Below are 26,395 nucleotides of genomic sequence, written 5' to 3' on the forward strand. Positions count from 1 at the left end.
AGAAAGGAATGAGTTCATTTAATGGCATCTAACCAAGATTCAGAAGCTGTGATCATGTCAGATGACATGTCTGCTTCTACTCCGCCTATGGGGTTTAAAGTCATCATTAAAGAATTTGCTAAAGATAAACTTGCACTCGGATCGCTTATATTAATGACGGTTATCCTTGTGACTGTGTTTATTCTATCTTTTATTTTAGATCAAGACACAGTTACTACTGTAAGTTTATTTGACTCCTATTTACCGCCGTTCTCTATGAGTACAGATCCACTCTATGAAGGAACTCAGTATATATTAGGTACAGATTCTGCTGGCCGCGATATATTTGGTCAATTAATTATTGGAGCTAGAAATTCATTACTTATTGGATTATCTGTTACTGTAATCACTAGTCTATTAGGCGTTGTAGTAGGAATAATGGCAGCTTATTATGCGGGCGTAATAGATAATATAATTATGCGAATAATAGATTTTATTATGATCTTACCTCAACTAATGATCATCATCATTTTTGTAACGATTGTTCCAAATTATAACGTTGTTTCTTTTATTTTGATTATGAGTGCCTTTTACTGGGTAGGACAAGCTCGTTTTATTCGCGGGCGGGCATTAACAGTAGGCAGGCTTGATTTCATTAGTGCTTCCAAAACAATGGGAACACCAACAATATTGATTATACTTCGCGAAATGATGCCGAATATCAGTTCATTGATTATTGTTAACTTGACATTGAACTTTGCGGCTAATATAGGGCTGGAAACTGGGTTATCCTTTCTTGGATTTGGATTGCCTTCAAACGTCCCGAGTTTAGGAACATTAGTTTCAGCAGCAACTAATCCAGATATTCTGGAAAATAAAGCATGGGTTTGGTTACCAGCGTCAACACTTATATTAGTGTTGGTGTTGTGTATAAACTATGTCGGTCGTGCATTACAACGTTCGGCAGACGCAAAACAAAGACTAGGGTAAAGAAAAGGGGAGAAAAACATGTCAAACAAGAAAAAGTATAGTTTATTAGCGAGTTCTGCAGCTGTTGCGTTTGTACTTGCTGCATGTGGGGGATCAGATAATGCAGATTCAGACAACGGTTCATCAGACAATGGTGGATCTGAGAGTGGTTCAGAAGGTCCGTTAACCTTTGAAACACGTGTCGAAAATGAAGGAGAAGCAATTGAAGGCGGAACAATGAATATTGGATACGTATCAGATTCTCCATTTACAGGTATTTTTAACTGGGAGCTGTATGACGGAAATCCAGATGCACAAGTAATGGCCTATACAATGGGAGAATTAGTGGGATCTGATGAAAACTATCAAATTGATGATTCAGGTGCAGCTACTCTTGAATTAGATCAAGAAGCAAACACTGTTACAATAACAGTGAAAGATGGTATTAAATGGCATGATGGAGAACCACTAACTGCTGATGACGTATTATTTGCTCATGAAATTATTGGTGATCCAGAATATACTGGAGTTCGTTATACAGCAGATTTGCAGAACATTGTAGGGATGGAAGAATACAAAAATGGTGAAGCTGACTCAATTAGTGGTATGACATTATCAGATGATGAAATGACATTAACTATCCAATACAAATCAGTCGGTGTTCAAATGCTTCAAGCTGGTGGTGGAGTATGGACATATGCAGAGCCACGTCACTATTTAGGAGATATCCCGGTAGCTGATCTTGAATCTGCTCCAGAAGTTCGTGAAAAACCGCTTGGATATGGTCCGTTTAAAGTGGATAATATTGTTCCAGGGGAATCTGTTTCTTATTCACGTTTTGATGATTACTGGCGCGGGACTCCAATTTTAGATGGAATTGAACTGCAAACTGTACCTACTGCTACTGCAGTTGCCGCAATGGAAGATGCTCAGTTTGATTTGTTTATCGATATGCCAACAGATCAATATGATACTTTTGCTGATTTACCAGGATACTCCATTGTAGGGCGAGATGAAAACTCATATACTTATATTGGTTTCAAATTAGGCGAATGGCAAGAAGCGCAAGAAGATGAAGAAGGGAACATTACTGAACCAGCTAAGAATGTTTACAATCCAGATGCAAAAATGGCGGATAAAAACTTACGTCAGGCTATGGCTTATGCAATTGACAACGATGCAGTAGGAGAACGCTTCTATCAAGGATTACGTCGTCGTGCAAATTCTCCAATTATCCCTAACTTTTCCGATTACTATAATGAAGATGTTGTTGGTTATCCCTATGATGAAGATGAAGCAAATCGTATTCTAGATGAAGCAGGTTATGAATGGGCTGAAGGTGAAGACTTCCGTACAACTCCCGAAGGCGAAGAGTTAGTAATCAACTTTGCTTCAATGTCTGGAGGAGATGTAGCTGAACCTATTGCTGAGTACTATATCCAATCTTGGGCACGTATTGGCCTAAACGTACAATTACTTGAAGGACGTCTACATGAGTTCAACTCTTTCTATGACCGTGTTGAAGCAGATGATCCTGCAATCGATATTTATCAAGGAGCATGGGGTACTGGTACTGATCCTACTCCAGAAGGTCTTTATGGCGAAACTGCACCATTCAACTATACTCGTTGGGTAACAGAAGAAAATAATGAATACATGGAACAAATGTTAAGTAGCGAAGGGTTTGATACTGAATGGCGTGCAGAAGTATTTAATGAATGGCAAGAATACTTCATGGAAGAATTACCAATTATTCCAACTTTATTCCGTACAGAAGTATTCCCAGTTAATGATCGTGTAGGAGCTTTTGACATTACTGTAGGAGTAGACCCAGAGACAGCCGGTGCTGAAACTGGATATCACACTTGGTACTTGACTTCTGAAGAACGTGTAACTGAATAATTTATATTGTAAATAAAGATAAAGCAAACCCCCATCAGATCGTTATGATCAGGTGGGGGTTTTACAATGTTTAAATTTTGAATAATCTTAATATTATAGCAATTCGCTTTATTAACATTTATAATAAAAAATATGATATTATTAATAGAAAGTACGCGAACGATTGTTATCTTAGCGAACTACATAATGCAGCGAAAGGAATTAAAATATGTTTTTAGCATGGAAAGAGATTAAATTTTCTAAAACTCGATTTGCACTGATTATTGGAATTGTTTTACTGGTTTCATACTTAGTTTCTTTTTTAACGGGTCTAGCTTATGGTCTTTCTCAGGAATATAGAATGGCAATCGATAAATGGGATGCGGACAGTATAGTGCTTACATCCGAATCAAATCAGAATTTAAATATGTCAATGATTGATCCTAGTGAACAAAGTAATATTTCAGCTGACGAAACAGCTAGAATAGGAGTCGCCTCAAATATTGTACGACCAGAAGGATCTGAAGATAGCGACGTCAATATTGATGTTAGTTTATTTGGTATTGATCCCACTGAATTTTTAACACCAAATATTATAGAAGGTGAATTGTTTTCAGCAGAAAATGAGGTTGTTGCAGACATAACATTGAAAGAAGAAGAAGGGATTGAGATAGGAGATGTACTCCAATTATCTGGGCAAGATCGAACTGTTGAAGTCAGTGGATTTACGGATAATGCCAGGTATAGTGTAGCGCCTGTCTTATATGCGGATATACAGACATACCAGCAGATACGCTTTGATTCTGATGAAAGTATTGAAGATTTCCCGGTCAATGCTATAGTTGTTAGAGATAGTCAATCCCTTGATAGTCTTAATATAGGTAACGATGAATTGGAAGCTTACCCCATCAATGATTTTATAAGTAGTCTACCAGGTTATAATGCACAAGTGTTGACTTTTGGATTGATGATAGGATTTTTAGTTGTTATAGCTGCGTTGGTGGTTGGAATATTTATTTATGTATTGACCTTGCAGAAAACTTCAATGTTGGGTGTGATGAAAGCTCAAGGAATCTCTACGAGTTATATTGCCAAATCAGTTTTGGCTCAAACATTTTTATTAGCTGTAATAGGAGTAATGGCAGGATTTGGATTAACGATATTAACAGGAGCATTCTTGCCGGCAGCCGTACCTTATCAGAATAATTATCTTTTCTTGGTGGCAACAAGTGCAGCATTAATTATATTTGCCTTATTAGGTGCCATTTTTTCTGTTAGAACTGTAGCGAAAATCGATCCACTAGAAGCGATAGAGTAGGTGAAATAGATGAAGTCAATTGAATTAAAACAAGTCAGTAAAAGGTTTAAAGATGGTAGCAAGACAATCGAAGCATTAAAATCAACAGATTTTTCAGTAGATCCTGGTGAATTTGTCGCAGTAATTGGTCCAAGTGGTTCTGGGAAAAGTACATTTCTTACAATTATCGGTGGACTGCAACAACCAAGTGAAGGAAATGTTTTTATTAATGATAATAAATTTAGCGAGTTGAAAGAAAAGAAACGAGCGCAACGCAGGTTTAAAGATATTGGATTTATCTTGCAAGCTTCCAATCTAGTACCTTTTTTAACGGTCCAAGAACAGTTGAAGTTAGTCAATAAAGTTGAAAAATCTAAAATCGACAAAAAAAGAATACAGGATTTGCTTCAAGAATTGGATATTTATGACCTTGCTGATAAATATCCAGGGGAATTATCTGGAGGAGAAAGACAGAGAGCAGCTATTGCAAGAGCGCTTTACCATGATCCGGCTGTTATTTTAGCGGACGAACCAACTGCAAGTTTAGATACATCCCGAGCAATTGAAGTAGTTAAGATTTTAGCTAGAGAAACAAAAGATAAGAATAAAGCTACAATTATGGTTACGCACGATGAACGACTAACAAAATATTGTGATTCCGTTTATGTAATGGAAGATGGTATTCTTGAAAAGCAATCAATGAATGATAAAGTAGGATCAATATGAAAAAAACTGTTAGTGTAATCGGAGCTGGTGTAGCAGGTTTAGCAAGTGCGATTCGCTTGCAGCATGCTGGTTATGATGTAACATTATACGAAAAAGAAGCTGTTCCTGGTGGCAAAATGAATCAGTTGAAAAAAGATGGGTACACATTTGATATGGGTCCCAGTCTTGTAATGATGCCTAGTATTTATAAAGAAATTTTTGAATTAGCAGGAAAAAATCCTGATGATTACATACCGATGCAGAGAGTCGATCCGATGTATTCTGCTTTCTTTGGTGATGAAGAAATTAGTGTTTCTTCCGATTTGACTAAAATTACAGAAGAAATGGAAAATATCAGTGATAAGGATATGGCAGGATTTTTATCCTATCTAAAGGATATTTATGAACGTTTTATTGTTGCAAAAAATCATTTTATTCAAAGACCATTTCGAAATGCATCAGATTTTTATAATCCTAAAATGATTTATCAGGCTTTGAAATTAAAAACATTTGATAGCGCAAACCATTCTATTGGAAAGTATATCAAAGATAAAAGACTACAGCAGATACTAAGTTTCCAGACTTTGTACATTGGTGTTTCGCCTAACAACGGACCTTCTCTTTATACCATAATACCTATGATTGAATATCTATATGGTATCTGGTTTATCGAAGGTGGAATGCATACGATGGCTAGTGGAATGGAAAAGTTATTTCTAGAACTAGGTGGAAAAGTAAATTATAACTCACCGGTTGATGAGATCCTCATTGAAAATCAGGAAGCTAAGGGCATTAAAATCGATGATGAAACTATTTTGTCAGATTTTGTGATGTGTAACGCTGATTTTCCATATGCAATCAAAAATCTTGTTAAAGATGTAAAATCTAAAGGGAAATATACGGATAAAAAAGTTGATCAAATGAAGTATTCTTGTTCTTGTTTCATTATGTATTTAGGTATGGATAAGAAATATAGTCAAGTAAAAAATATGCATAATTTTGTATTTGCAAAAGATTTAGACGAAAATCTTGAAGATATCTTTTCAGGAGATGTACTGACTGATCCTTCTTTTTATGTTTATATGGGTTCTAAAATGGATCCAAAGCTTGCTCCCGAAGGTAAGGAAGGTCTATATATTTTGATCCCTGTGTCTGATCTGTCTACTTCTAAGTATGAATGGAATGAAGAAACGATTCAATATTATAGAGACCGTGTCTTTATGAAATTAAAAAATATTAAAGGGTTTGAAAATATTGAAGAAGAAGTAGTGTCTGAATCCTATATGACTCCAATTGATTGGCGTGATAAATTTAACGCTTACAACGGAGCTTGTTTCGGACTGCAGCCAACGTTGACTCAGAGTAATCACTTTAGACCACAGGCGAAAGCTAAGAATTGTGAGAATCTGTATTTTACTGGAAGTAGTACACACCCTGGTGCCGGGGTACCCATCGTTTTAACTTCTGCAAAAATTGCTGTAGAAGAGTTATTGCTAGATGATCAATGATAGACGATACAAATAAATAAAAGAAAATCCTGAAACGACGCTTAGTCTTTTCAGGATTTTCTTTTATAATTTAAAGTATCGTGTTAGATATTCTGATAAACCATTTTCATGGTTAGTGACTGCGGTCAAATCATTAGCAATAGCTTTTAATCGCTCATTTCCGTTTTTCATTACGATGCCTTCTCCAGCATATTGAATCATTTCATAATCATTTTCTTCATCGCCGAAAGCAATAATATCTTTTTGTTTGATATTATAATAAGATGCAATTCTTTCAACACCCATTGCTTTTTGTACCCCGGCAGCGACGACTTCTAGACAAGGAGATAGACCACCCCAAGTTCTGACTTCAACTGCATTTCCATAATTTTCAATAATTCTTTCTTCAATGATCGGTTGATTTAATTGTGTATTTGTAAAAACTTCTACAGAAGTAGGATCAACAAGTAAGGTTTCAGAAGTTAATTGTCTACTGACTTCAATCCCCTCAGGAAAGTAATCTGGATAAGGGATAAAATCACCATGTACATAAATACCATCTCTAGATTCCGCTGCGATAAGTTGAACTTCGGGATCATCTTTCAAGGCCAGCATAGAAATAGCAAGATCTTTACTCAATGTTTTATGGTATCCATGCTCCCAGCTTTTGTCTGACGGATTATGACACCAAGCACCATTAAAGTTGACGATTGGTGTATCCATTTTTAATTGATTGTAATAGTAATAACTATTTCTGTATGGACGACCGGTGACAATGGAAACAATGTGACCTTCTTTACGAAGTTTGTTTAGCACTTCTTGAGTTTCTAAAGTGATTTGTTGGGTGTTATTTAAAGTTGTACCGTCTAAATCAAGTGCAATCAGTTTTTGATTCATTAAAAAAGCTCCTTTTAAACATTTAAATATTAGCTTCGCTAATATAAAAAAGATGTCATATGTGATAAAATAAATAAGGATATTTATCTAAGTATAACAAACTGTAAATAAAAAGTATACGTCATAGGAGTGAGCAGGATGTTTCAGATCATTCAGAAAACAATCGGAGAAGTTCCATTACTTGAAGTCGTAAAAGAAGAACTGAAAGAAGAAAAGTTACCGACCGTTATTTTTTATCATGGATGGACTAGTCATAAAGAATCAGTTTTAGTTCAAGGATATGAATTAGCTAAAAGGGGAATAAGAGCGATACTACCGGAAGCATATATGCATGGTGAAAGAAGCCAGGCTGCACAGTCGACTCAAGATAACACTGTATTCTGGGAAGTTGTGACGCATAATCTGAATGAAGTCAATATGATCAGAGACGAATATGTTTCAAAGAATTTATCTGATGCTGAGAAATTTGGAATTAGTGGTCTTTCTATGGGAGGAATTACAACAAGTGCTATGCTGACACAGTTTGACTGGATCCATTCTGCAGCTATACTTATGGGAAATACTTCTCCATTTCACTTCTCTAAATGGTTACTCAGTTCTAAATGGACAGACGGGTATGAAAACACGGATGGATTATTAACGGAAAAAATCAAACATCAGTTGAATGCAATTTCTTTGAGTGAACAGCCGGAAAAAATTGCTGGAAAGCCAGTTTATTTCTGGCATGGCACAAAAGACGAGCTGGTTCCTTTTGAACAGACTAAGCAATTCATTGAGCAAATCAAAGATGAACCGTATGCAAAAAACATTTCATTTACAATTGGTTCGGGTCATGGACATAAAGTACCATATGAAATCGCAGTATCTATGGCTGAATTTTTTAAAGAAAGCTTTGAAAAATAGTTTTTAGAAAACTTTCAGGTATTTGCTATGATAATTATGAAGCCGTTCACCTAAGGAGGAAAAACTATGTCAGAAAAAAAAGTTTGGTCTGAAGAGGAAATTGAAGATATTAAAAACCGAATAATGGAAAATTTGGAACAAGTGATTGATCCGGAACTAGGAATTGACATCGTAAATCTTGGTCTTGTATATGAAGTAAATGTATTTAATGGGGGATACTGTGAAGTAAAGATTACATTGACTACTATGGGATGCCCTCTGGCGGATGTCATTACAGAAGATATTTTAAATGCCATGAAATTTGTACCGGAGATTACTGAAACAGATGTTAAGCTTGTCTGGTATCCAGCGTGGGATACATCAAGAATGAGCCGCTATGCTCGAATTGCTCTAGGTATTCGTTAAAAATTCTGGAAAGGGTTGAGTTTGTATTTACTTACTCGATTCTTTTTTATTAGATAAAGTGCAAGTGTCTATGTATTAAAAGGAGATTATTATGACAGAATACACGATTGCAATGCAGGAAGCAATTTCTGGCGCTCAGAATATTGCTAAAGTTCGATCTCATCAATTAATAGATATTCCTCATTTATGGAGAATTTTTTTGCAGCCAGATCATTTGGCGTATAAAATATACGAACAGATGGGCATAGATCTTAATTTGTTTTTGAAAAATGTCGAAAATGAAATTGATAAAATACCAGTAGTTCAAGGAACGTCTGTTCAATATGGAACACAAATGTCACGTGAATTATTCCAGTTACTACAAGATGCAGAAAAGATTGCCTCTGACTTTGAAGATTTATATATTTCAGTAGATGTTGTATTGATTTCTTTAATGAAACAGCCAAATCATCCACTTAAAAAGTATTTGCAAAAGCTGGGGATGTCTGAAGCAAAATTACGAGAAGTAGTATCTGAATGGAGAGGTGGAGAATCAGTGAAGAGCGCTAGCCAGGAATCTACTTATCAATCGTTGGAATTATATGCTATTGATTTGGTTAAACAAGTTAAGGAAGGAAATCAAGATCCTATCATTGGTAGAGATGATGAGATAAGAGATGTTATTAGAATCCTTTCTCGTAAAACGAAAAACAATCCCATTTTAATTGGTGAACCTGGCGTTGGTAAAACGGCCATAATCGAAGGATTAGCTCAAAGAATCGTTAGAAATGATGTACCAGAAAATTTGAAAAACAAAAAAATTTTTTCGCTAGATATGGGTGCACTGATTGCAGGTGCTAAATATAGAGGTGAATTTGAAGAACGCTTAAAAGCAGTACTGAAAGAAATTAAAAATAGTGAAGGGAATATTTTGTTATTTATAGATGAAATTCATACAATTGTAGGTGCTGGTAAAACTGAAGGTAGTATGGATGCCGGAAATTTACTTAAGCCCATGCTTGCTAGAGGCGAACTCCATTGCATCGGCGCAACGACTATTAATGAATATCGGAACTATATGGAAAAAGACAAAGCGCTAGAAAGAAGATTTCAGAAGGTAATAGTAAATGAGCCGTCCAATGACGAATCTATCAGCATTTTAAGAGGTTTGAAAGAAAGGTTTGAAATTCATCATGGAGTGAATATCCAAGACAATGCATTGGTTGCAGCAGTACAACTGTCTAGTCGATATATGACAGATCGATTTTTGCCAGATAAGGCTATTGACCTAGTAGATGAGGCATGTGCAACAATAAGAGTAGAGATGAATTCAATGCCTAATGAATTAGATCTTCTAACGCGCAGAAAAATGCAGCTGGAGATTGAAGAACAAGCATTAAAAGAAGAAACAGATGAAAAAAGTAAAGATCGATTAGCTACCATCCAGCACGAACTTGCTTCAATTCGTGAAGAAGTAGAAATTATGTCACTGAGATGGAATAAAGAAAAAATATCAATGCAAGATATTCAGGATAAAAAAGCTGAAATTGATCAAGCAAAACGCAAACTTGAAGAAGCAGAATTAGAGTATAACTTAGAGGAAGCAGCTAAATTGAAGCATGGTACTGTTCCGTTACTTGAAAAGGAACTAGTAGAGCTTGAGCAAATACATCAAACAAATAGAGCTTCGGAGAATAAGCTAGTTCAAGAAACCGTTACTGAAGATGAAATGGCCGAAGTTGTTGCCCGAATAACAGGTATTCCATTAAATAAATTAGTTGAATCCGAAAGAGAAAAACTGCTTAATTTAAATGAATCTATGAAGAAACAAGTTATCGGTCAAGATAAAGCTGTTGATGCTGTAACAGATGCTATTCTTCGTGCCAGAGCAGGTATACAGGATCCAAACCGCCCATTAGGATCATTCTTATTCTTAGGACCAACTGGTGTAGGGAAGACTGAATTAGCTAGAACATTAGCTCAAAACCTTTTTGACACACAAGATCAGATGATTCGGTTAGATATGAGTGAATACATGGAAAAGCACAGTGTGTCCCGATTGATTGGTTCGCCACCAGGATATGTTGGCTACGATGAAGGTGGACAATTGACAGAAGCTGTTCGTAATAATCCTTACACAATCATTTTACTTGATGAAATCGAAAAAGCACATTCCGATATCTTCAATATTCTTCTGCAAGTACTAGATGAAGGACGATTGACCGATTCGAAAGGACAGTTGATAGATTTTAAAAATACGGTCCTGATTTTAACGAGCAATATTGGCTCTGAATTACTATTGCAAGAGACATCTTCAGAAGGTGAAATCAATTCTAAAACGGAAGCAAAAGTAAAAGAGTTATTATTTGACTCCTTTAGACCAGAATTTTTAAATCGATTAGACGATATTGTTTTGTTCTCACCGATTACTAAACAAAGCATGATAAAAATTGTCGATAAATTAGTTGGGGATCTAGAGATCAGATTAACTGCAAATTCATATGCACTCTCTCTGACTGAAGCAGCTAAGAGCTGGATAGCTGAGAAAGCTTATGATCCAGCATTTGGAGCTCGCCCAATTAAGCGATATCTAACTAATGAGATTGAAACTCCGATCGCTAAAATGATAATTGGCAATACTATCAAAAAAGGACAAACGATCGAAGTCGACGTAAAAGATGATCATTTGACTTTCAAAACAACTGATACTGAATATTTGTCTTTTTAGATGAAAAGAAGGAAGGAGAGCATCAGTGCAGACACAACTTCAGATTATGAGTACTTATACTTTGTTAAAAAGTACAATCACTATCGACAAACTTGTTAAAGCAGCCAAAGAACGTGGCTGCAAATCGATTGCTCTTACTGATCACAATGTTCTTTATGGAGCAATTGAGTTTTATGAAAAATCTTTAAAAGCTGGACTGAATCCTATTTTAGGATTAACACTAGATATCGAGTCACTAAATGAGGAAACTAAAGAAGCCCGCATTGTATTACTGGCGAAAAATGAAACAGGCTTTAAAGAACTGATAAAACTATCAACAAAAATAATGACTGAAGAAAAAGCAATTGCTTTGGATTTCTTAAAAAACGAATGTAGTCAGCTTATTGCAATTACTCCTGGAGCCAACGGTGAAGTAGAACAACTTTTACTAGCAGGCGACTTTGAAAATGCTGAAAAAATACTGTATAAATATAGTGAAGTTTTTGAAGAATTATATTTAGGTTATGCATTTCAAACACCACTTTTAAGTATTCAAGAGCAGTTAATTGAACTTTCTAAACACACTAACATCGAGCTTGTGGCCTTTGATGCTGTTGAATATTTAGATAGAGAAGATGCTTTTGCGACAGATGTTTTAAGAACCATCGGAGCAAATGAAATGATAGACATGAATAAAGACCTGGAACAAGAAAAGAGTCTTTTAAGCGCTAGGGAGAGAACAAAGCAATATGAAAACGCGGGATTGATAAAATTAGCTGAAACAGCTGATCAAATTGCCGAAAAAATATCGATCAATATAACGCTAGGAAAACCAGTCTTACCTAAATTCCCAATTCCTAATGGTAGAGAAACAGATGAATATTTATCTGAACTCTGCTGGCAAGCAGTAGATAAAAAAATCGGTGAGGTTACTTTAGAGTATAAAAATCGACTTGAAAAAGAATTAGCAATCATCTCAAAAATGGGCTTTTCTGATTATTTTTTAATTGTCTGGGATCTGATGAGGTATGCTCATAGCCAGAAAATAATTACTGGATCGGGAAGAGGTTCAGCTGTTGGATCTTTAGTCTCTTACGTTCTAGATATTACGGATGTGGATCCTATAAAATACGGTCTGTTATTTGAAAGGTTTTTGAATGAAGAACGATTTTCAATGCCCGATATTGATTTAGATTTTCCAGACAATAAAAGAGAACAAATGCTAGCATATGTTAATAAGAAGTATGGAAATCAACATGTAGCACAAATCGCTACTTTTGGAACCTTCGCAGCTAAAATGGCTGTCAGAGATTCAGGAAGGGTTTTCGGATTGACGACCAAGGATTTAAAAAGATGGTCAGATGCAATTCCGACAAGTCTTGGTATGACATTGGCAAAAGCATTTAAAGAGTCTTCTAAACTACAAAGTCTGATAAAAGAATCAGATCAGAACCGAAAAATTTATGAAACAGCAAAAAAACTGGAAGGATTGCCAAGGCATGTTTCCACTCACGCTGCAGGGGTAGTTATATCTGATGAACCATTAATACATTCTGTCCCGCTACAATTAGGAAGTGGAGAGCTTTCTCTAACACAATTTACTATGTCATATGTAGAAAAAGTGGGATTGCTGAAAATGGATTTTCTTGGACTGAAGAATTTAACTATATTATCTGATTGTATTCAGTTTGCTAGTACTCAGACAAATCGGTCACTTTCTCTTTCGAATATACCGTTAAATGATTATGAAACACTTCAACTTTTCAGAAATGGGGACACTAATGGTGTTTTTCAATTCGAATCGCCTGGCATTAAACGAGTCCTGCGCAAACTGGGGCCTACAGATATAGAGGATGTTGTAGCAGTTAATGCATTGTATAGACCAGGTCCAATGGAACAGATTGATACCTTTATTGCCAGAAAAAAAGGGAATGAACCTATTGTGTACCCACATGATGATCTTGAAGAGATTTTAGATGTTACGTATGGCATTATGGTCTATCAGGAACAAGTTATGAAAGTAGCTTCTAAATTAGCCGGTTACTCTTTAGCTGAAGCTGATATGCTGCGCCGGGCAATCTCAAAGAAAATCCGAAATGAGATTGATACAGGTCGCAAACAGTTTATAAGGGGGGCTACACAAAAAGGATATACAGAAGAAACAGCAAAAAATGTTTATCATTATATAGAACAATTTGCAAATTATGGATTCAATCGATCTCATGCAGTAGCATATTCAATGGTAGCTTATCAGTTAGCGTACTTTAAGGTACACTACCCAGCTGCCTTCTATGCAGCACTAATGAAAGCTTCTTCTAACAATAAAACCAAGCTTCAAGAGTATGTAATAGAGGCTAAAAAGCGTGGCGTTGAAATGATTGGGCCAGATATTAATATGAGTAATTATACCTTTTCTTTGTATAATGGAACGATTCTGTTTGGATTGGATGTTATTAAAGGTCTAAGAAGAGATTTAGTTTATTCTATTTATAAAATCAGAAAAGAAGCTGGACCATACAAAGATATTATTGATTTTATTGGGAAGTTAGAGAATAAATGGCGTAAAGAAATTTATATAAAACCACTCGTTTTTGCTGGAACTTTTGATCGATTGATTCATAATCGAGGAACAATTATACATTCGCTTGATGGAATAATAAATAGTGTCAATATGAGTAATGGTAATATGGAACTTTTTGAATCATTAGCACCCAAAATAGAAATCGTTGAGGATCTTCCTCTTGAAGAAAAATTGGATCAGGAATATGAAGTAACAGGATTTTATTTATCTAACCATCCCAGTGAACAATATAATAAATACAGAGAAGCGTTTAAGGCTGATTTTATAGCAGATGCAAAAACAAATCGAACGATGAAGTTTATTGGTACAATTAAAGGAATTAAAACTATTCAGACCAAAAAAGGAGAACCAATGTCCTTTGTCGAATTGACGGATCAAACTGGGTCATGCTCTTTAACCCTTTTTCCAGAACAACATCGAAAGTATATTAAACATCTTTCTAAAGGTGATGCTATTTTGGTTGAAGGTAAAGTAGAAAGTGATCAAAAAGGAGTTAAAATCTTAGTAAGAAAAATTGAGAATACAAAAGAATTAAAAGAGATAAAGCAAAAAGAAATATTATATCTGAAATTTGAATCGATTAAAGATAATGAAGAAGTGTTCCGAAATGTTCAGTCTATTCTTCGACAGCATCCCGGGGAAGTCTCCGTTGTTATCTTTGATGCAAGCACAGATCAAAAGCATTTGTTAAAAAAAGCCTACTCTATTGACGGCTCTAAAGAAGTAGTAGCAGAATTAAAGGAGATTTTAGGTGAAAAACAGGTTGTTTTGCAATAAAATGTTAGAAAAACTGAGTTAGTTACCATTTTTAAGAGACATAAATAGTAAAAAGTGATAGAATAATATTTGTATGGAAACTAGATGAATATGCAAGGATAGATTTTGGCAATTATAAGTGGATGTAATGTGTTCACTTGTGAGCTTTCAAAATTGTTCCGAAGCAATTGATTCATCAGAAGTATATTATAGTCATAATATTATAGTTTTTAAAATATGTATTAGAGGTGAAAGATTGATATGAAACGTATTGGAGTTCTAACAAGTGGTGGAGATTCTCCAGGCATGAACGCTGCTGTTCGTGCTGTAGTAAGAAAAGCGTTATATGAAGGTATGGAAGTTTATGGAATCAATTATGGGTTTGCAGGCTTGGTAGCTGGAGACATTCGAAAATTGACTCGTAGAGACGTAGGAGATATCATTCAAAGAGGGGGGACTTTCTTATATTCAGCAAGATATCCTCAATTCGCAACTGAAGAGGGTCAATTGAAAGGAATCGAGCAATTGAACCGTTTCGGTATTGAAGGTTTAGTAGTTGTCGGTGGAGATGGCTCTTACCGTGGAGCATATGCTTTAACTAAGCGCGGCTATCCATGTATCGGTCTTCCTGGAACGATTGATAATGATATTCCTGGGACCGATTATACTATCGGATTTGATACAGCGATTAATACAGTGTTAGATGCATTAGATAGAATTAGAGACACAGCTACTTCTCATGTCAGAACGTTTGTTATTGAAGTTATGGGTAGAGATGCTGGAGATATTGCTTTATGGGCAGGTGTAGCCAGTGGAGCAGAACAAATTATTATTCCGGAAAAGGGATTTGATATCACTGGAGTAGCAGATAATATTCGTGAAGGTAGAGAAAAAGGTAAAAAACATACGATTATTGTGCTAGCTGAAGGTGTAATGGATGGAAAAGAGTTTGCTGAAAAATTAGATGCAATCGATAATTTCCACGTCCGTGTAACTGTTCTTGGTCACGTACAACGTGGAGGATCACCTACAGCAAGAGATCGTGTGTTAGCAAGTCAGTTTGGCGCAGGAGCTGTAGAGTACCTTAAAGCGGATAAAGGCGGATTATGTTTGGGTCTTAGAAACGAAAAAATCGTAGCACATGATATTGTAGATACATTAGATAATATGAAGCACAAGCCAAATCTAGACCTGTACAAACTGAACAAAGAAATCTCGAGCTGATAATAAGCTTACGCTATAATGGTGGGAAAGATTATCAGGGGATCTAAACATTTCTTTATATTATCTAAAAAACATAAAATGAAAGTGGGAGTTATTTTTTATGAAAAAGACAAAAATTGTTTGTACTATTGGACCGGCAAGTGAATCGGTAGAAACTTTAACAAAATTAATGGAAGCTGGAATGAACGTAGCTCGTTTGAATTTTTCACATGGTGATCATGCTGAACACTTACAACGTATTAAAAACATTCGCGAAGCAGCTGAAAAAACAAATAAACTAATTGCGATCATGCTAGATACTAAAGGTCCTGAAATCAGAACTCAAAATATGGTAGACGGTAAAATTGAAATCGTAAAAGGTAGCACCATTCGTATCTCAATGACTGAAGTTGAAGGAACTACTGAGAAATTTTCAGTGACTTATGCAGATTTGATTAATGATGTAAATCCCGGATCAAGTATTTTACTAGACGATGGTTTAATCAACTTGCAAGTGACAGATATCGATCATGATAAAGGGGAAATTATTACTACAGCACTTAATACTGGTGACCTTAAAAATAAAAAAGGGGTTAACGTACCTGGTGTTTCTGTAAATCTTCCTGGTTTGACTGAAAAAGATAGAAATGATATTAATTTCGGATTAGAAAATGATATTGATTATATTGCTGCTTCTTTTGTACGTCGTCCATCTGATGTACTTGAAATTACAGAAGTTTTAGAAAAAGCTGGAAAAACTCACGTACAAATTATTCCTAAAATTGAAAACCAAGAAGGTGTAGATAACCTTGAGGAAATCATTAAAATAGCTGATGGTTTAATGGTTGCTCGTGGAGATTTAGGGGTGGAAATTCCAGCTGAAGAAGTACCAATTGTTCAAAAACAAATGATTCGTATGTGTAATGCCGCTGGAAAACCAGTTATTACAGCTACTCAGATGTTAGATTCGATGCAAGTTAATCCGCGTCCAACACGTGCAGAAGCTTCCGATGTTGCAAATGCAATTTTTGATGGAACTGATGCAATTATGTTATCAGGAGAAACAGCTGCCGGAGACTATCCTGAAGAAGCTGTTCAAACAATGTATAATATAGCGATGCGCACTGAAGCTGCTTTAGTAGGACAAGATGCATATGCACTTAAATCTTATGATCAGGGAGATATGACTGAAGCGATTGGACAAGCAGTTGGACATACTGCTCGTAACTTGAAAATCAATACAATAGTAGCAGCAACTGAATCTGGACATACTGCTCGTATGATTTCTAAATTCCGTCCAAAAGCTGATATTCTAGCAGTAACTTTCTCAGAAGAGACAGCACGTGGATTATCTCTTCAATGGGGCGTTATTCCAACAATCGCTGAAAAACCGACATCAACAGATGACATGTTTAATTTAGCAACTCAAACTACTATGGAAAAAGGCTATGCTAAAGAAGGCGACTTGATTATTATTACTGCTGGAGTTCCTGTCGGAGAACGTGGAACAACTAATGTAATGAAAATTCAATTGATCGGTTCTAAACTGGTTAGCGGTCAAGGTGTTGGATCAGAATCAGTTATCGGCAAAGCAATCGTAGCTTCTTCAGCTGATGAAGCTAATGAAAAAGCTGTTGAAGGTGGTATTTTAGTCGTTCAAAATACTGATAAAGATTATTTACCTGCAATTGAAAAATCTGCTGCTATCGTTGTGGAACAAGGTGGATTAACTTCACACGCTGCAGTAATTGGAATAGCAATGGGTATTCCAGTAGTTGTGTCAGCAGAAAACGCAACTGAACTAATCGTACAAGACGAATTAATTACAGTAGATGCTCGTCGAGGTATTATTTACCGTGGAGCAACTACAGCAATTTAATTTAACTTAAACCATAATTTGAGTGGGTTAAGTTTTGTAGTAATGAATTTGACGATGAGATAATATAAATCTTGGAATAAGTTGAATTTCAGATAGTCATGATTTATCTGAGATAGTAACAATAACTTTCTCTAAGATTATATCTCATCGTTTTTCTTTTAAAGTTCATAATTACTATAAAAAAAGGAGTGAGAATAAATGAATACGGGTAAAGTAATAACGGGTATGGTGACGGATAAGAATAATAAAGTGACATTTGTTCAAAATAATGGAATAACTTACCAAGTAGTATCAGAAAATTCAATCGATTTAACATTAGGACAAACGATCGAAGGCTTTGCCTATACTGACAAAGAGGGCAATCAATTATTTTCTTTGGAAATTCCTGAAGTCAGAGTTGGAAATTTTGGTTGGGGAGATGTTATAGATGTTAAACGTAGTTTGGGTGTTTTTGTAAATGTAAACTGGAAAAATAAAGACTTGGTTATTTCATTAGATGATCTTCCAAATGAAGGACATTTGTGGCCGAAAAAAGGTGATAGACTATATGTTACTGTAGTGGTTGATGAAAAAGATCGTATGTGGGGTAAACTAGCTGAAGAAGAAGATTTTTATGCGGTTTCTAAGCCTGGATTAAAAGAATCGCATAATCTGAATGTAAGTGGACATACATTTAGAATGAAAAAAAGTGGAACCTATTTTTATACGGAAGATAATTATGTTGGCTTTATTCATCCATCAGAACGGGAAAGAGAACCAAGATTGGGTGAGTTAGTCAATGGACGTATAATAGGGTTGAGAGAAGATGGCGTATATTATGTATCGATGATGCCAAGAGCTCATGAAGTATTAGATGATGATGCAGCAATGTTACTTGAAGTATTAAGACGATCTCCAGATCAGAAGTTTGAGTATAATGATAAAAGTGATCCACAATCCATCAAAAATCATTTTGGCATCAGTAAAGGACAGTTCAAGCGTGCGCTAGGTCGGTTACTGAAACAGAACCTGATTGAACAAGATGCTACAGGAACTAAGTTAATAAAAGAAAGTCAAACAGATAATGCTTAGTTTTATAGCGGAAGGTTGTATCTTAAGCTTTTCTAGATTATACTGATTATAATTAATTGGACGTTTTGAAAATAGATTATAATCGTTTTTATTCTAAGGGGACAGCTATGGAAAAAACAGATACTACTATCCAAAAAGTTAAACAGAAAATTTATAAAGCAGGTTATAAGTTAACCTCTCAAAGAGAAGATATTTTAAGGGTTTTACTTGATAATGAACACTTAAGTGCAGAAGAAATATATTTGAAAGTTAAAAGTGAAAATTCAGGTATAGGATTAGCAACTGTTTATCGCACTCTCGAATTGTTAAGTGAATTAAACATTATAAATAAAATTGCCTTTCAAGATGGCATTTCTCGGTATGATGTAAATGATAATGATCGTCAGCATCAGCATCATTATCTGTTGTGTTTGAATTGCGGGAAAATTGATGAAGTTGAAAAAGATATGCTTATAGATGTGGAAAAAGAAGTAGAAAAAAGCTATCACTTTAAAATAAAAGATCACCGACTGACTTTTCATGGTCTGTGCAAGAAATGTATTGAAGAGGCTGATGATCAAAACAAGGGGTAATGTACTGTGTCAGTAGAATTAAAAAAAGAAGCATTAGAAGAATATCTGATTTTTTTAAAGATCGAAAGAGGACTATCTAAAAATTCTATTGAAAGTTATCAACGAGACCTGAATCAGTATATTACCTATTTGGATCAAGAAAAAATTAATTCATGGGATGAAATTAATCGATATATTATTTTGAATTTTTTAGAAAATCAGAAAAACGGACTCAAGTCTGATAATTCTCTTATCCGAATGATCTCAAGTTTACGCAGGTTTCATCAGTTTTTAAAACAGGAGAATTTATCTAAAGAAGATCCTATGCTCTATATTGAGACACCTAAAAAAGCTCAGACGCTTCCAAAAGTAATCTCTACAAATCAAATTGATATCTTATTATCAATACCTGATACATCTAATAAGATTGGGATAAGAGATCGGGCAATATTGGAGGTTATGTACGCTACGGGAATAAGAATTTCAGAGTTAGTAAATTTGAAGCTAGAGGAACTACATCTTTCAATGAAGTTGATTCAAACGATTGGTAAAGGAGACAAAGAAAGAATCTTGCCGATCGGGGAACAAGGAATCAGATGGGTAGAATATTACTTAGAGTATAGCAGACCGAAATTAGAAATGAAATCAGTACAGACTTCTCCTTTTGTTTTTTTGAATTTAAGAGGAACACAACTCAGCAGGCAAGGTGTCTGGAAGAAAATTAAAAAGATGGTCCAACAAGCAGGTATAAAGCAAAATGTTACCCCACATACTTTAAGACACTCCTTCGCTACTCATTTGTTAGAGAATGGAGCGGATCTTAGAGTAGTACAGGAACTATTAGGACATTCAGATATCTCAACTACACAGATATACACACACATTACTAAACACCGCTTAAAGGAAGTTTATGATGCTTATCATCCTAGAGCGTAACATATTTTCATTTAATTAATCAGCTAAAAACAAAAATTATCATTGGAGGAATTAACATGAGTTATGAACGTATTCATTTAATCGTTATGGATTCAGTAGGTATCGGAGAAGCGCCAGATGCAAAGGAATTTAACGATGAGGGTGCCCACACATTAGGTCACATTGCTGAAAATACTGAATTGGATCTGCCTAATCTCAAAACTTTAGGATTAGGAAATATTGATAAGATTAAAGGTGTTGAAGCAACTCCTACGAGTATTGGATACCATACTAAGCTGGAAGAAAAATCAGTCGGTAAAGACACAATGACTGGTCATTGGGAACTAATGGGTCTTCATATAAAAACACCTTTCAGAGTATTTCCAAATGGGTTTCCTGAAGAACTGATTCAGCAAATTGAAAAGCATACAGGGAGAAAAATTGTTGCGAATAAACCAGCTTCTGGGACAGCTATCATTGATGAATATGGCGAACATCAGATGAAAACAGGTGATTTAATCGTTTATACGTCTGCTGATCCTGTTCTTCAGATTGCAGCACATGAAGATATAATTCCTCTAGAAGAATTATATGAGATTTGTGAATACGTAAGAGAAATAACAAAAGATGATCCGTATATGATTGGTCGAATCATCGCACGACCTTATATTGGAGAGCCAGGGAATTTCACTAGAACAAGTAATCGACATGACTATGCTCTTAGCCCTTTTGGACATACAGTCTTAGATTCTCTTAAAGAAGACAGAAAAGATGTCATAGCGGTTGGGAAAATTGATGATATCTTTAATAGCCAAGGAATCACTGAAATGGTTCGTACGAAATCTAACATGGATGGAGTAGATCAGCTGCTTGAAGTCATGAAAAAAAATTTTAATGGATTGAGCTTTACTAACCTTGTAGATTTTGATGCACTATATGGTCACCGAAGAGATGTTAATGGATATGCTAAAGCTTTAGAAGAATTCGATGCAAGAATTCCGGAGATACTAAGTATGCTTGAAGAAGATGACTTATTGATCATAACAGCAGACCACGGAAATGATCCAACTCATCCTGGTACCGATCATACAAGAGAATTTGTACCAGTATTGTTTTATTCACCTAGTATGAAAAGCAATGGAGCTTTACCACAAGGATACTTTGCCGATATCAGTGCTACAATCGCAGATAATTTTAATGTTAAAAGTACCGGATTTGGTACAAGTATCTTATCAGATTTAAAGTAATGGTATAAAGTATCAATTAAAGGAGAATATAGATATGAATAGAGAGTATTTAGATAGTATTGGAAAAGCTGCTGTTTATCTTAAGAGTAAAGGAATTGATAAGCCAACTGTTGGTCTGATTTTAGGATCAGGTCTTGGAGAACTGGCTGACGAAGCGGCAAATCAAATTGCAATTCCTTATGAAGAAATTCCCGGATTTCCAGTTTCCACAGTGGAAGGTCATGCAGGCCAACTTGTTTACGGAGAACTAGGTGGGAAAATGGTTTTAGCAATGCAAGGAAGATTCCATTTTTATGAAGGATATTCACTTCAGGCGGTTACTTTCCCTGTTAGAGTCATGAAAGCTTTAGGTGTAGAAACATTAGTCGTAACAAATGCTGCTGGCGGAGTCAATATTTCCTTTAATCCAGGAGATCTTATGATTATTACAGACCATATTAACTTCACTGGGGCAAATCCATTAATAGGAAAAAATGAATCTACTCTAGGACCAAGATTCACTGATATGACGGCAGCTTATGATAATGAATACCAGAAATTGATCAAAGAATGTGCTAAAGAAAGTGATTTAGCTATTAAAGAAGGGGTTTACTTTGGATTGACAGGTCCTACTTATGAAACGCCAGCAGAAATTCAGATGATCCGCACACTAGGTGGAGATGCTGTAGGGATGTCTACAGTTCCTGAAGTTATAGTAGCCAATCATGCTGGATTAAGAGTTGCCGGAATCTCTTGTATCACGAATTATGCTGCAGGAATGCAAAGCAACCTTGATCATGCTGAAGTAGTTGAAGTAACTACAAGAGTAAAAGAGTCATTCAAATCTTTAGTTAAAGACTTTGTTTCAAAAGTCTAATCGAGTATTCGCTAAAATTTAATAATGTAAAAAGATAAAGATGAACACTTTTCATCTTTATCTTTTTTTCAGAAAGTATATTAAATATAGAAACATCAAGGCAATTTGATTTTTACAATAGATATCTGTATTATTGTCATGAGTAATAAATTCATTTACAGGTAATTAAAAACAATTGGATAGCTAATGCTATCATTTATTCAAGACTATGACTAAAGAAATGTAGGTAGTGACAAATGAGCCAATCTGAAAATCAGAATATTCCATATTTTCCGGGAACTATGAAAATAAATGAAAAAAATCATCTTGAAATTGGAGGAGTAGATACTGTCTATTTAGCAGAGAAATATTCAACTCCTTTATATGTTTACGATATGAATTTGATTAAGTCTCGTTTATCTGAGTTTAAAAAGGCTTTTTCTATTTATAGTAAACCTACTCAGGTTGCTTATGCTAGTAAAGCTTTTTCGTCCTTAGCCTTATATCAGATTCTGGCAAAAGAAGGAGTCTCGCTGGATGTAGTTTCAGGAGGAGAGCTTCATCTGGCAATTAAAGCTGGTTTTCCAGCGGCAAAGATTCATTTTCATGGGAATAATAAGTCCCATCAGGAATTAGTAGAAGCATTAAACTATAATATAGGATGTATAGTTATTGATAACTTTACTGAATTAGATATGATCAATCAATTGACAACTTTGCATCAGAAAAATATTAATGTTCTAATTCGAATCACCCCTGGCATTGAAGCCCATACACATGAGTATATTACTACAGGACAAGAAGATTCTAAATTTGGTTTTGATCTAGCTTCTGGACAAGCTGAAAAAGCTATAAAAACAGCTTTGGATTGTGCTTATATCAATGTAATCGGACTTCATGCACATATAGGTTCTCAGATTTTTGAGACTGATGGTTATAAGGCTGTTATAGAAAGGTTAATGCAGCATGCTAAACAGTGGAAAGAACAAACTGACTTTGATTTGAAAGTTCTAAATGTCGGGGGTGGTTTTGGTATAAGATATACAAAAGCAGATGAACCTCTTTCGATTAAAGACTATGCGTTAAGTATTGTTGAAAGTGTCGAAAAAAATTCAGCAGATCTACATTTAGAGTTGCCGGAAATATGGGTAGAACCAGGGCGAAGTATTGTTGGAGAAGCTGGGACAACACTTTATACTATCGGAACAGAAAAAAATATACCGGAAATTAGACGTTATATTTCAGTAGATGGAGGTATGGCGGATAATATTAGACCGGCACTTTATGAAGCAGAATATACTGGTGTTTTAGCTAACAAAGTCTATGCCCAATATGATACAACCGTTTCCATAGCCGGTAAAGCATGTGAAAGCGGAGATATGCTGATTTGGGATTTAGCTTTGCCTGAAGTCGAACAAGGAGACTATCTTGCAGTATTGAGTACTGGAGCGTATGGATATTCTATGGCGAGCAATTATAATAGATTGCCCCGTCCGGCTGTTGTCTTCGTTGAAAATAGACAAGATTTTTTAGCGATTAAAAGAGAATCGTATGACGACTTTATGAGGTTAGAAAATCCTATCGCTGATTCAATTTGAGTTAAAATATGGAGGGAAATGGATGCTTGTAGAATACAAAGCTGACTATCAGAAAATTACAATGGGTCTATTATCTTATGTACCAGATTTGAAAGAAACAAATCGATTAATGAAAGAATTGACTTGGTATGCCCAAGAAGACAATCGCCAGTTATTTTTGTGGAAAAGCCAAGAAACGAACGATTTTGTTGGGGTGCTGGGAATTGAAGTTGAAGAAGAGTTTATTTTAGTTAGACATATCTCGATAAATCCATCTTTCCGAGAAGAAGGACTTGCTCATCGTCTTTTAGATGTATTAGCGGCTAAATATGCTCCTAGGCAGTTAGTAGGAACAATAGAAACGGGCCCACTGATTGCTAAGTGGCACACTGAAAGTTAGCAGATAAAGTAGAGCTTAAGAGGAAAACACTATGACAGAACATTGGCAAGTAAATTTGGAAGTCTTTGAAGGACCGTTAGATCTTCTGCTTCATTTGATTAACAAATATGAAATAGATATTTATGATATTCCGATAGCAAAAATCACAACTCAATATATGGACTATCTTCATGCGATGCAAATCCTGCAGCTTGATGTTGCTGGTGATTATTTAGTAATGGCAGCAACACTAATGTCCATCAAAAGTCAAATGCTGGTTCCCAGAAACGATGGATGGGATGAAGAGAAAGAATTCACTATAGAGGAAGAGGATCCAAGAGAAGAATTAATGGAAATGCTGCTAGAGTACAGGAAGTTTAAAAATGCTGCATCACAATTGGATCATAAACAGTCCGAAAGGGCAGAATTTTTCACAAAAGAGCCAACAGATGTCTCTAAGTATCAAGAACATATCCCTTTGAAAAAAGGCGAGATTGACTTATTGGATTTAATAGATGCATTTCAATCGTTAATTAGAAGAAATGAATTAAAAGAACCAGAGGCTACTATAATAGAACCAGAAGAAGTTACCGTTAATGATAAAATGAAATGGATAGAATCAAAGATAAGGAATAGTCCTGACGCTTCAATAACGTTCCAACATCTTTTTGAATATTATTCAAGTAAGGAAGTTGTGGTAACTTTTCTAGCACTGTTAGAATTGATTAAAGAAAATAAAGTTGATTTCAGACAAGATAAAACTTTTTCAGATATTAAACTAGCCTTTTTAACGTAAAGATTTTTAAGTCAAAAAAAAAGGAGGAGATTGAATGAATGAATTAGCTGTATATGAATCTTTACTATTTGTTGCAGGAGATGAGGGGTTGTCTTTGAAGGAAATGGCTAAATTGACAAACGCTACGACTGATCATGTACTTGTTTCACTGGATAAATTGCTCAATGAATATAATACTAGAAACTCTAGCGCACTTACGATCATTGAAACAGCAAATAAATACAAAATTGTAACTAAAGAAATGTATTCAACTATCGTTAGCGGTTATGCTCAGTCTCCTTTAATGCAAAAGTTAAGCAAGGCATTATTAGAGACGTTGGCTATTATTGCATATAAACAACCTATAACCAGAATGGAAATAGAGGAAATTAGAGGAGTACAGTTAGCAACTGCTCTGCAAAAGTTGAAATTGAGGGACCTTATTAAAGAAGTCGGACGCTTAGAAGCACCTGGCAGACCAGTTTTATATGGAACAACAGACTATTTTTTAGATTATTTTGGGTTAAATGGCTTATCAGAATTACCTGAACTTACGATAGAGGACGAGGTTGAAGAAACCTCACTATTTTTTGAAAACTTTCAACAATCATTAGATTGAAAATAAACGTTTTTAAAACTAAAAATTCTGCGAATTCATTAAGTTACATAAAATAGATTAAAGGAGGGGTCAGATGGATCGTTTACAAAAAGTCATGGCTCATGCAGGAATTGCTTCAAGAAGAAAGTCAGAAAGTATGATAGAAGCAGGCCGAGTTAAGGTTAATGGAAAAGTGATTACTGAATTAGGTTTTCAAGTGAAAAAATCAGATTCAATAGAAGTCGATAGTGTGCCAATCCAGAAAGAAAAATTAGTTTACTTTTTGTTGAATAAACCAAGAGGAGTAGTGTCAACAGCCAGTGATCCAAAGAATAGAGAAACTGTAGTTGATTTGTTACATGAAGTAGAAGAAAGAATCTATCCAGTAGGTAGGTTAGACTATGATACTACAGGTGTTTTACTCTTGACTAATGACGGAGAGCTTGCTAATAAATTAATGCACCCTAAATATTCTGTAGAAAAAACATATCTTGCTAAAGTTAAAGGACGAGTAACAAGAGAGGATATAAGGCAGCTTGAAAAAGGAGTAGTTTTCGATAAAGTTAAATCTGTTCCAGCAAAAGCAAGAATCATTAACTATGACCGAAAGAAAGATTATTCAACAGTAGAATTGATTATTCATGAAGGTAAGAACCATCAAGTAAAAAAAATGATGAAAGCTATCAATCATCCTATTGAAAAATTAACTAGAACCCAATATGGATTTTTATCAGTAGAAGGTATGCAGTCTGGGGTTTTTAGAGAACTGAAACAGTTTGAAATCAATAAACTATATCAATTAGTAGAAGATGAATAGAA

The 26,395-nt window shown here is 35.2% G+C and carries 22 protein-coding genes; 21 read left to right on the plus strand and 1 reads right to left on the minus strand.

Going from position 1 to position 26,395, the window contains the following annotated elements:
• The first annotated feature begins 21 nt into the window (after positions 1 to 21).
• From BM212_RS01925 to BM212_RS01945, 5 genes are all read left to right on the plus strand, one after another.
• Positions 22 to 969: an ABC transporter permease gene (locus tag BM212_RS01925; RefSeq protein ID WP_177206273.1), complete on the plus strand. Its 948-nt coding sequence runs from the start codon at positions 22 to 24 to the stop codon at positions 967 to 969.
• 18 nt (positions 970 to 987) lie between these two features.
• Positions 988 to 2,850 (plus strand): oligopeptide ABC transporter substrate-binding protein, encoded by a 1,863-nt coding sequence (locus tag BM212_RS01930; RefSeq protein ID WP_091895773.1) that lies wholly within the window; start codon positions 988 to 990, stop codon positions 2,848 to 2,850.
• A 208-nt stretch (positions 2,851 to 3,058) separates the two neighbouring features.
• Positions 3,059 to 4,147: an ABC transporter permease gene (locus BM212_RS01935; RefSeq protein ID WP_091895776.1), complete on the plus strand. Its 1,089-nt coding sequence runs from the start codon at positions 3,059 to 3,061 to the stop codon at positions 4,145 to 4,147.
• Between the two features lie 9 nt (positions 4,148 to 4,156).
• Complete coding sequence (locus tag BM212_RS01940; protein WP_072694672.1) at positions 4,157 to 4,852, plus strand: ABC transporter ATP-binding protein; 696 nt, start codon at positions 4,157 to 4,159, stop codon at positions 4,850 to 4,852.
• Entirely contained in the window at positions 4,849 to 6,339 is a 1,491-nt protein-coding gene (locus tag BM212_RS01945) for a phytoene desaturase family protein (RefSeq protein WP_091895779.1), read from the plus strand. The genes BM212_RS01940 and BM212_RS01945 overlap by 4 nt, the downstream gene beginning before the upstream one ends.
• Positions 6,340 to 6,402: 63 nt before the next feature.
• Here the strand turns inward: BM212_RS01945 and BM212_RS01950 are convergent, their stop codons facing one another.
• The gene (locus BM212_RS01950; RefSeq protein ID WP_091895782.1) at positions 6,403 to 7,215 is read right to left on the minus strand and encodes a Cof-type HAD-IIB family hydrolase; all 813 of its coding nucleotides are present in this window, start codon (positions 7,213 to 7,215) and stop codon (positions 6,403 to 6,405) included.
• 138 nt (positions 7,216 to 7,353) lie between these two features.
• On the opposite strand from BM212_RS01950, the gene BM212_RS01955 reads away from it, so the two are divergent.
• The 16 genes from BM212_RS01955 (at position 7,354) to BM212_RS02030 (ending at position 26,393) form a co-directional block, all read left to right on the plus strand.
• On the plus strand, positions 7,354 to 8,118 hold the full coding sequence (locus BM212_RS01955; RefSeq protein ID WP_072694675.1) for a dienelactone hydrolase family protein: 765 nt from the start codon (positions 7,354 to 7,356) through the stop codon (positions 8,116 to 8,118).
• 66 nt (positions 8,119 to 8,184) lie between these two features.
• Positions 8,185 to 8,523, plus strand: coding sequence for a metal-sulfur cluster assembly factor (locus BM212_RS01960; RefSeq protein ID WP_072694676.1), 339 nt, complete (start codon positions 8,185 to 8,187; stop codon positions 8,521 to 8,523).
• A gap of 91 nt (positions 8,524 to 8,614) precedes the next feature.
• Positions 8,615 to 11,230: an ATP-dependent chaperone ClpB gene (clpB, locus tag BM212_RS01965; protein ID WP_091895785.1), complete on the plus strand. Its 2,616-nt coding sequence runs from the start codon at positions 8,615 to 8,617 to the stop codon at positions 11,228 to 11,230.
• A gap of 25 nt (positions 11,231 to 11,255) precedes the next feature.
• A complete protein-coding gene (gene dnaE, locus BM212_RS01970; protein WP_245750914.1) occupies positions 11,256 to 14,567 on the plus strand; it encodes a DNA polymerase III subunit alpha in 3,312 nt (1,103 codons plus the stop codon).
• 240 nt (positions 14,568 to 14,807) lie between these two features.
• Positions 14,808 to 15,770: a 6-phosphofructokinase gene (gene pfkA, locus BM212_RS01975; protein WP_072694678.1), complete on the plus strand. Its 963-nt coding sequence runs from the start codon at positions 14,808 to 14,810 to the stop codon at positions 15,768 to 15,770.
• Between the two features lie 100 nt (positions 15,771 to 15,870).
• Positions 15,871 to 17,628, plus strand: a complete 1,758-nt coding sequence (gene pyk, locus BM212_RS01980; protein WP_091895788.1) for a pyruvate kinase — start codon at positions 15,871 to 15,873, stop codon at positions 17,626 to 17,628.
• A 198-nt stretch (positions 17,629 to 17,826) separates the two neighbouring features.
• Complete coding sequence (locus BM212_RS01985) at positions 17,827 to 18,699, plus strand: CvfB family protein (RefSeq protein ID WP_072694680.1); 873 nt, start codon at positions 17,827 to 17,829, stop codon at positions 18,697 to 18,699.
• Between the two features lie 107 nt (positions 18,700 to 18,806).
• Positions 18,807 to 19,271, plus strand: coding sequence for a Fur family transcriptional regulator (locus tag BM212_RS01990; protein WP_072694681.1), 465 nt, complete (start codon positions 18,807 to 18,809; stop codon positions 19,269 to 19,271).
• A gap of 6 nt (positions 19,272 to 19,277) precedes the next feature.
• Positions 19,278 to 20,186: a site-specific tyrosine recombinase XerD gene (gene xerD, locus BM212_RS01995; RefSeq protein WP_091895791.1), complete on the plus strand. Its 909-nt coding sequence runs from the start codon at positions 19,278 to 19,280 to the stop codon at positions 20,184 to 20,186.
• Between the two features lie 56 nt (positions 20,187 to 20,242).
• Positions 20,243 to 21,412, plus strand: coding sequence for a phosphopentomutase (gene deoB, locus BM212_RS02000; RefSeq protein ID WP_091895794.1), 1,170 nt, complete (start codon positions 20,243 to 20,245; stop codon positions 21,410 to 21,412).
• Between the two features lie 34 nt (positions 21,413 to 21,446).
• The gene (locus BM212_RS02005) at positions 21,447 to 22,268 is read left to right on the plus strand and encodes a purine-nucleoside phosphorylase (RefSeq protein ID WP_072694684.1); all 822 of its coding nucleotides are present in this window, start codon (positions 21,447 to 21,449) and stop codon (positions 22,266 to 22,268) included.
• 236 nt (positions 22,269 to 22,504) lie between these two features.
• Positions 22,505 to 23,845 carry a diaminopimelate decarboxylase gene (lysA, locus tag BM212_RS02010; RefSeq protein ID WP_072694685.1) on the plus strand — a complete coding sequence of 447 codons (1,341 nt, stop codon included), beginning with the start codon at positions 22,505 to 22,507 and terminating at the stop codon, positions 23,843 to 23,845.
• A gap of 22 nt (positions 23,846 to 23,867) precedes the next feature.
• The gene (locus tag BM212_RS02015; RefSeq protein ID WP_072694686.1) at positions 23,868 to 24,224 is read left to right on the plus strand and encodes a GNAT family N-acetyltransferase; all 357 of its coding nucleotides are present in this window, start codon (positions 23,868 to 23,870) and stop codon (positions 24,222 to 24,224) included.
• A gap of 31 nt (positions 24,225 to 24,255) precedes the next feature.
• Complete coding sequence (locus BM212_RS02020) at positions 24,256 to 24,999, plus strand: segregation and condensation protein A (protein WP_091895798.1); 744 nt, start codon at positions 24,256 to 24,258, stop codon at positions 24,997 to 24,999.
• A gap of 34 nt (positions 25,000 to 25,033) precedes the next feature.
• Entirely contained in the window at positions 25,034 to 25,597 is a 564-nt protein-coding gene (gene scpB / locus BM212_RS02025; RefSeq protein ID WP_072694688.1) for an SMC-Scp complex subunit ScpB, read from the plus strand.
• A 73-nt stretch (positions 25,598 to 25,670) separates the two neighbouring features.
• Positions 25,671 to 26,393 carry a pseudouridine synthase gene (locus BM212_RS02030; protein ID WP_091895801.1) on the plus strand — a complete coding sequence of 241 codons (723 nt, stop codon included), beginning with the start codon at positions 25,671 to 25,673 and terminating at the stop codon, positions 26,391 to 26,393.
• Positions 26,394 to 26,395 lie beyond the last annotated feature (2 nt).

The sequence above is a fragment of the Marinilactibacillus piezotolerans genome, assembly GCF_900114235.1.
Classification (GTDB): domain Bacteria; phylum Bacillota; class Bacilli; order Lactobacillales; family Carnobacteriaceae_A; genus Marinilactibacillus; species Marinilactibacillus piezotolerans.